Raw genomic sequence first — 7,239 nt, forward strand, 5'->3', positions numbered from 1 at the left:
CCCTCACCTCATCGACGGATGCCTCGCCACCACCGGCCTGATCATGGATGGCTGACCACATCTCAGACCGACATCACGAATTCAACTTCAGTAGTACTCCAGCTGTAGATCGGGATCTGGTGTCATGTGATGAGCGCGGCTCCGGCCAAGGTGACGGGACCCGGGTGCCCGTAGGCTGCTGCAACCAGCCACGCAACTGGGCCAGCGTGAACTGTGCTGGGCGACCCGCAGAGCAAACTGTTCGTCACCATGCTCGCCGGGGTCCTGGAGTTCCAGCGCGACATGATCTCGGTTCTCACGTATGGCGCGGAGGCCCTGTCTGATCTGGTACCTGGAGGACCAGCGCGGCGACGTCGAGGGGATCGACGACGGCCCCTGTGTGCGGATTCTCAAGGTTGCGGTCTGGCAGGTCTGAGCTCGTTCGGGGTGAAGCGCGCGTCCGGATCCGGGTCGGCGCGCTCGACTACCACGGTGGAACATGCAGTGATGGCGTCGTCGAGCATCCACGTCTCCCCGTCCTCGTCCGGCGTCTCCTGTTGCTTGAGCAGGCGCAGGGCCGGTAGCAACTCCGGTGCGGCGAGCTCGAACGCGGCCTCGATGAGGATGTGGGCGGGGTCGTCGCCCTCCAGGGCCGCGATCAGTGCTGCGAGCATGCGCCGGTCGCGGCGGCGGGCCAGGCCGAGGAACGCCTCGCCGGCCGTGTCCGGATCGGGGTCGGCCACCCGCTCCAGCAGGGCATGCCGGATCAGCTCGTTGTCTCCCGCCGATTCCAGTCCCAGGCCGAAGGTCGCCCAGTCGCGGACGAAGTCCGACCGGTCTTCGCTAAGCCGGATCAGCGCGGTGACGGCTTCCGGGCAGGCGGGGTCGCCGGCGACCGACGGCAGGGTGAAGGCCACCGCCTGGCGCACGTCCTCGTCGTGGTGCTCCGTCTGCCCCAGCACCGCGGCTAGGCCTCGCGGGTCTGCGAGGTGGTGCAAGGCCGCGACCGCTGACTGGACCACGCCGGGCCGCCAGTCGGCGCAGGCCGCGACGGCGATCGGCAGCGTCTCCTCCAGGAACGGGCGCCCGGCGCCGTAACCGAGCTGGCCCAGGACGTTCAGGCCGACCACCCGCTCGCGCAGGTCCTCGGAACGAGCCGTCACGCACGCGGCCTCGAACGCCGACTGGTCCGCACGGCGGTGGAAGTCGCTGACGACCTGCCAGTAGTCCTGCCCGTCCGGGTCCAAGAGCGCCGCAGCGCGCAGGGCTTCGAGATCGTCCTCGCCATCGGCCATGCCCACCAGGATAGGGAGGCCTCCCACGAGCCGCTCGGATTATCGTGCCCCGCCGTCCGCCCAGTCCCCCGACTCGATCAGCGCTGGCCGCGTCGCAAGCTCCGCCGTCACCGCCGGGCCGGCCAGGTAGACCCAGGCGTCCACCGCGTCCCCCGTGTCCGGCAGGGTGACCGCGAGGCGGACGCGGACCACCGGGTACTCGGCGGGGCGGACCGTGAGCAGGTCGCCGACCACGGTGCGGCCCGGGGTCGGGACGGCGTAGGGGAAGCCCGGGCCCGCGTGGAGGGCGGTGCCGCGGAGCAGGGCGCGGCGGGCGCGGAGGGTGTGCGAGGCCAGGTAGCGGGCGTGGTTGCCAAGCAGCAGCGCGAAGCCCACCCGCGTCCCGCCGCGTTTCCCCGCGGCCAGGTCCGCCTCGTCATCGAGCACGGTCCAGTGCTCCACCAGCTCGTCCGCGCCCACAGGCTTCCGCCCCATGGCCCCGCATCATGCCGGACAACAGCAGGTCAACAGGGACAAACGATCAAAGATCACCCGTCTTTGGGGCTCCTGACACGATCGTTAACGGCACCCCGTATTGCTGGGTCGCCTAGAGACGGAGACGGCCACCGTTGATCATCGTGGGTTGTGTCGACATACGAAGACCAGCCGGTGGCCGTGGGCCACAGCGTAGACCCTGCCCGGTGGCAGTCGGTGTTCGAGGACTTGATGGCCAAGGTTGCGGGCCGGTTCACGCGGGTGGAACCTCGTCGCCGGGCGCGGGCATTCGTACTGGGGCTGCTCGTGGACCTGCCGAGGAAGAACTGCTGGACGATCGCCGAGCACGCCGGTGACGCGAGCCCGGCCGGCATGCAGCATCTGCTCAGCCGGGCGTCCTGGGATGCCGACCAGGTCCGCGACGACATACGGGACTTCGTGGTCGACCACCTCCGCGATGAGGATGCTGTGCTGGTCGTCGACGAGACCGGGGACCTGAAGAAGGGCACCGGGAGCGTCGGGGTTCAGCGCCAGTACACGGGCACCGCAGGGCGGATCGAGAACTCCCAAGTAGCCGTCTATCTGGTCTACTCCGCCCCGTCCGGGCACGCCGCAATCGACCGCCGTCTCTACATCCCTCGCTCCTGGACCCAGGACCCCGACCGGTGCCGAGCGGCTGGCATACCTGACGGCCTGAAGTTCGCTACCAAGCCCGCACTGGCCACCGAGATGATCGCCCACGCCCTGGACGCCGGCGTCCAGGCCGCATGGGTTACCGGCGACGAGGTCTACGGAGGTGACCCGCACCTGAGTGCCGAGCTGGAACGGCGTCAGATCGGCTACGTCCTCGCCGTCTCACGCAAGCGGCCGATCGCCACCCGGGCGGGCGTCTTCCGCGCTGGCGTTCTGGCCCACGGCCTGCCGAAACGTGCTTGGCAGCGACTGTCCGCGGGAGCCGGGGCCAAGGGCCACCGCTTCTACGACTGGGCCCAGGTCGACATCGACAGCCCGCCCGGGTGCCCCGGCCACCGGTGGCTGCTCGTCCGACGCAACCGGCGCACTGGTGAACTCGCCTTCTACCGCTGTTACTCGCCCCGCCCGATCCCGCTCACCAGGCTGGTCAAGGTGGCCGGACGCCGCTGGACCGTCGAGGAGACTTTCCAAGCCGCCAAGGGCCTGGCCGGACTCGACGAGCACCAGGTCCGCCGCTGGATCTCCTGGCACCGCTGGACCACCCTGGCCATGCTCGCGCACGCCTTCCTTGCCGTCACCGCCGCCATCGAACGAGCCACGAACGTCGTGGCGGCCGAACTCAGCCCGCTGACCTGCAACGAGATCCGGCGCCTCTTCGCAGCCCTCTTCGTCCAGCCCGTCCGCGACCTCGCCCACTGGCTCCGCTGGTCGGAATGGCGGCGTCGGCACCAAGCACGCGCCTGCACCAGCCACTACCAGCGACAAGCAGCCCAACAACCATGAAGATCAAGATCTACAGCTGGAGTACTAGGGTGGTCCGCGGACACCGCCGGGCCCCGCTCGGCCCACCCGGGGAAGACGAAGAGCGCATGGCCGACCGGCTCTACCTGCGGCACTCCACCGACAAACAGACCGACGCCCGCCAGCGTCACGCCCTGGCCCCGCTGCTGGCCGCCAGCGCCCCCGTCTACGAGGACCCCGCCACCTCCACCCGGCAGCTCTCGCTCGACCGCGCTGGCTTCACCCGGCTGCTGAACGAGGCCGCCGTCGGCGACACCATCCGCATCGCCGACGCCGCCCGGCTCTTCCGCTCGGTGGCGGACATCCTCGCCCTGCGCCCGGTGCTGATCCGCCGCGGCCTGCACCTGCGAGTCGAGTCCGGGCTGCTGTCCGGCATCGACCTCGCCTCCGACGACCCCGGCACCAAAATGATGGTGAACGTGCTCGCCGCCGTACTGGAGTTCCAGCGCGACATGATCTCGGAGAACACCCGCGAAGGCGTCGCCGCCGCCGAAGCCTCCGGCAAGACGCTCGGCCGCCCCACCGCGCTCGACCCGGACCAAGCGGCGAAGGTGGTCGAGGCGTTCGGCGAAGGCACCGCCGTCAAGGCCCTCGCCCGGCAGCACCAGGTCGACCCGAAGACGATCCGCCGGGTCCTGGACGCTGCCGGGGCCCGTGAACTGCCCGAGCAGCTCGACGTCGCCCCGGACCCGGCCGCCGAGCAGCAGCCGGAGCCGAACCCGGTGATCACCATCGACCTGCCCGGCCTGCTCGCCGACCACCTGCTCGCCGGCGGCGACGAGACCGTCCGCGCCGCGCTCGCCACCGGCCGGACCATCCGCCGCGGCCAAGGCCACTCCGTTCGGATCACCGCACCGCTCGAACTCCACCGCACCGTGCTGCAGCAGGCCGGCGCCGTCGCCACCGACTCCGCCAGCCCCGCCGAACGCAAGGCCCACCGGGTCTACGCCACCCGCATCACGGCCGCGACCTGATCATCAGGGGCTTACCGCTAACCACGTCCTGATTGATCCCCGAAGCCGTCAACGGAGGCTGATCCCTTCACGATTGGGTGAGCGAGGTCCCTGCAGTGGCGTTCCGCCGCAGCGGTTCGGTGTCTTGAGCTTCGCCGGCATCCTTGGCGCACGCCGCGTCGACCCCGATGTGCACGCGGTGACGGCGAGGCGCATCGATCTCGTCCAGCAGTGCGAGTGCGAAATCGCCGTATGCGATCCGGCCCGCCATGTCGGCGCCGGACACCACGTACCCGCCGGAGCCTGCCCCCGTAGCGTCGAAGTCACCGGCCGGACTGACGACCACCCAGTCCACAGTGGTCTGCGAGGCGCGCAGCACGGCCGTTCCCGCCGCATGAGCACGAGCGAAAGGCCGGTACTCCTGTGGAAAGCCCGCCACCTCGTTCAGGGGCGTCCCGTCGCCGGTCTCCAGCGCCGCCGAAAGACCGACAGCGACCAGCCGTTCCACGCCCGCCCGCGTCAGCCCGTCGAGCAGGGCACGGGCGGCGGAGGTGAAGAAGGCGTCCGGCCGGGCCGCGGCGTCGTAGGCGGCCATGATCGCGGCGCCGTGACCGGCCGAGAGGTCCGCGACGCGGTCGGCATCGGTCACATCCCCTGCCGCGACGATGACGCTGTCCGCGTGCAGGTGCCGGTACGCAGCCGGGTCGCGGACGACCGCGGTGACGTGGTGCCCCCGGCGGACCGCCTCGCCCACCGCTGCGCGTCCGACCCGCCCGCCTGCCCCAAAAACAACGATCCTGCCCATGCGCTACCACCTCGTCCGTTGAAGAGCTCCGCCTGTCGGCGTACCAGGCAAGGTAGCCACCCACATGGTTACCACCTGGATACCGCGCTACGGTGGTGATGTGCCCGAACCGCTGGACCCCGAGATGTTCGACCCGGTCTGCCCCTCCGTCCTGATGCCGTTCCGAGTCGGGGACAAATGGGCCGGAATGATCGTCCAATGCCTGGCTGCAGGACCTCGGCGATTCTCCGAACTGCGCGTCCCCCTGCGCACCATCACTCCCAAGGTGCTCACACAGTCCCTCCGGACGCTCGAACGCGACGGCTTCGTCGTCCGAACCGTCCTCACCGGATCCGCCCGGCACGTCGAGTACGAGCTGACCCCGCTCGGCCGCAGCCTCCTCGACCTGCTGGACACGGCACGCGCCTGGGCACAGGCGCACATGGACGAGCTCATCGACGCGCGTGAAGCGGCGTCACGCGGCAACCACGCCCGCTGATCCGGCGCCACGGCACCGCCACACCGTGATCGCTGGCGATCGCTTCCCATGTGTCTGTCAACGGCCTTGTAGTCCGCCCCGGTGGCGGCCAAGCGATAGGATCTGATCAACATTTCGGGATCGCCCAGCGTGACTGATCGTCATGTCGATCTTTGAACACTCGTGCTATGTGATCAGACGTTGAAGCTGCTGCTCCCGCACCTTTCCGGCCTGGTGGTCGAGGAGGTCCGCGATACGGAGACGGGGCTGCGGATCACTGCTCGTTCGGCCTCCGAACAGGCATGTTGCCCGGGGTGCGGTGCCGGCTCGGCCCGGGTGCACGACCGCTACCGGCGGCGGATCGCCGACCTGGCCGTCGGCGGCCGTGCCGCGACGATCGCCCTGTCGGTACGCCGGTTCCGCTGCCAGACCTCCGGTTGCCCGCGCCGGACCTTCGCCGAGCAGGTCGAAGGTCTGACGTTCCGCTACGGCCGGCGCAGCCTGCTCCAGCGCGGACTGCTGGAAGCGGTCGCTCTCGCACTCGCCGGCCGTGCCGGGAGCCGACTCGCCGAGCACCTTCACTGCCGGGCCGGCGCGAACACCCTGCTCAACCTCATACGCACGCTGCCCGACCCACCGCTCCAGCGGGCGCCGCGGGTCCTCGGCGTCGACGACTTCGCCCTCAAGCGCGGCCACGTGTACGCAACCGTCCTGATCGACATCGAGGCCCGCCGCCCCATCGACGTGCTGCCCGACCGCACCGCCGAGACCCTGGCCGACTGGCTGCGCAAGCATCCCGGCGCCGAGATCGTGTGCCGCGACCGGGCCAGCGCCTACGCCGAGGCCGTCCGCACCGCTGCACCGGACGCCGTGCAGGTGGCAGACCGCTTTCACTTGTGGAAGAACCTCGCCGAAACGGTCGAGAAGTGCGTGATCGCCCACCGCGCCTGCCTGAAGAACCCGGACGACCAGGCCCAGATCCCCGCCCCTGCCCCCGAACCGCAGGTGCAGCTCCCGGACGGCCGGCGGGCCAGTACGACCCGCGAACGCTTCGCCACCGTAAAGGAGTTGTACGGCAAGGGGGTGGGCATCGGCCGGATCGCCGAGCTGCTCGGCCTGGACCGCAAGACGGTCCGCAAGTACGCCCACGCCCCCGCAGTCGAGGAACTGCTGGTGCCGTCCAGGCAGGGTGGCCGCGCGCTCACCCCGTGGGTCGGCTATCTGAACCAGCGGTGGAACGACGGCTGCACGGACAGCGGACTGCTCTTCCGCGAGATCCAGACCCTGGGCTACCGGGGCAGCAACCGCAGCGTCCGACGCTGGCTGGAGCCGCTCCGTTCCTCGCCCGCACCAGCACCCAGGCTGCCGACCACGCTGACCGTCCGACAGGCCACCGGCTGGCTCACCCGCCACCCCGACGCCCTGACCAGCGACGAAGCCCTCCAGCTCAAGCACCTCCTGGCCCGCTGCCCCGAACTGGCTACCGCCGCCGAACGGGTGCGCGACTTCGCCCTGATGATGAAGAACCTCGACGGTGAGCACCTACCCGAGTGGATCGAGCAGACCGAGGCCACCAACCTGCCGCCCCTGCGCAACTTCGCCCGCCACCTGCGCCAGGACCTCGACGCCGTGACCGCCGGCCTCACCCTGCGCTGGAACAGCGGCCCGGTCGAGGGACACGTCAACCTAGAAGTTACGTGGAATCTGTCCGGGGTGATCATGTCTCCCCGGTGCAACCACGGACTTGGGAGACGGCTTGAGCGGCGCGAAGTTGCTGACGGA

At 70.1% G+C, this 7,239-nt stretch carries 7 protein-coding genes; 4 read left to right on the plus strand and 3 right to left on the minus strand.

Going from position 1 to position 7,239, the window contains the following annotated elements; all coding sequences use genetic code 11:
* Positions 1-389: 389 nt before the first annotated feature.
* Together ACGF0D_RS43705 and ACGF0D_RS43710 are read right to left on the minus strand one after the other, a co-directional pair.
* On the minus strand, positions 390-1,274 hold the full coding sequence (locus tag ACGF0D_RS43705; RefSeq protein WP_392926083.1) for a HEAT repeat domain-containing protein: 885 nt from the start codon (positions 1,272-1,274) through the stop codon (positions 390-392).
* A gap of 39 nt (positions 1,275-1,313) precedes the next feature.
* Entirely contained in the window at positions 1,314-1,748 is a 435-nt protein-coding gene (locus ACGF0D_RS43710) for a gamma-glutamylcyclotransferase family protein (protein WP_392926085.1), read from the minus strand.
* Positions 1,749-1,979: 231 nt separating this feature from the next.
* Here ACGF0D_RS43710 and ACGF0D_RS43715 point away from each other — a divergent pair, with 231 nt between their 5' ends.
* Both ACGF0D_RS43715 and ACGF0D_RS43720 read left to right on the plus strand, forming a co-directional pair.
* On the plus strand, positions 1,980-3,224 hold the full coding sequence (locus ACGF0D_RS43715) for an IS701 family transposase (protein ID WP_392926087.1): 1,245 nt from the start codon (positions 1,980-1,982) through the stop codon (positions 3,222-3,224).
* Positions 3,221-4,216, plus strand: a complete 996-nt coding sequence (locus tag ACGF0D_RS43720) for a recombinase family protein (RefSeq protein ID WP_392926089.1) — start codon at positions 3,221-3,223, stop codon at positions 4,214-4,216. The genes ACGF0D_RS43715 and ACGF0D_RS43720 overlap by 4 nt, the downstream gene beginning before the upstream one ends.
* A gap of 67 nt (positions 4,217-4,283) precedes the next feature.
* Here the strand turns inward: ACGF0D_RS43720 and ACGF0D_RS43725 are convergent, their stop codons facing one another.
* Positions 4,284-5,000 carry an NAD(P)-dependent oxidoreductase gene (locus ACGF0D_RS43725; protein ID WP_392926092.1) on the minus strand — a complete coding sequence of 239 codons (717 nt, stop codon included), beginning with the start codon at positions 4,998-5,000 and terminating at the stop codon, positions 4,284-4,286.
* Between the two features lie 100 nt (positions 5,001-5,100).
* Here ACGF0D_RS43725 and ACGF0D_RS43730 point away from each other — a divergent pair, with 100 nt between their 5' ends.
* Positions 5,101-5,478: a winged helix-turn-helix transcriptional regulator gene (locus ACGF0D_RS43730; RefSeq protein WP_392926094.1), complete on the plus strand. Its 378-nt coding sequence runs from the start codon at positions 5,101-5,103 to the stop codon at positions 5,476-5,478.
* A 180-nt stretch (positions 5,479-5,658) separates the two neighbouring features.
* The coding region (locus tag ACGF0D_RS43735) for an ISL3 family transposase (RefSeq protein WP_392926096.1) at positions 5,659-7,239 on the plus strand (1,581 nt) is incomplete at its 3' end.

This window comes from Kitasatospora sp. NPDC048298 (assembly GCF_043201465.1).
Taxonomy (GTDB): Bacteria; Actinomycetota; Actinomycetes; order Streptomycetales; family Streptomycetaceae; genus Kitasatospora.

What these genes read in the sequence shown, in the direction of transcription:
- ACGF0D_RS43705 (WP_392926083.1), bottom strand. Translation starts at nt 1,274, where the DNA reads ATGGCCGATGGCGAGGACGATCTCGAAGCCCTGCGCGCTGCGGCGCTC.
- ACGF0D_RS43710 (WP_392926085.1), bottom strand. Translation starts at nt 1,748, where the DNA reads ATGGGGCGGAAGCCTGTGGGCGCGGACGAGCTGGTGGAGCACTGGACC.
- ACGF0D_RS43715 (WP_392926087.1), top strand. Translation starts at nt 1,980, where the DNA reads ATGGCCAAGGTTGCGGGCCGGTTCACGCGGGTGGAACCTCGTCGCCGG.
- ACGF0D_RS43720 (WP_392926089.1), top strand. Translation starts at nt 3,221, where the DNA reads ATGAAGATCAAGATCTACAGCTGGAGTACTAGGGTGGTCCGCGGACAC.
- ACGF0D_RS43725 (WP_392926092.1), bottom strand. Translation starts at nt 5,000, where the DNA reads ATGGGCAGGATCGTTGTTTTTGGGGCAGGCGGGCGGGTCGGACGCGCA.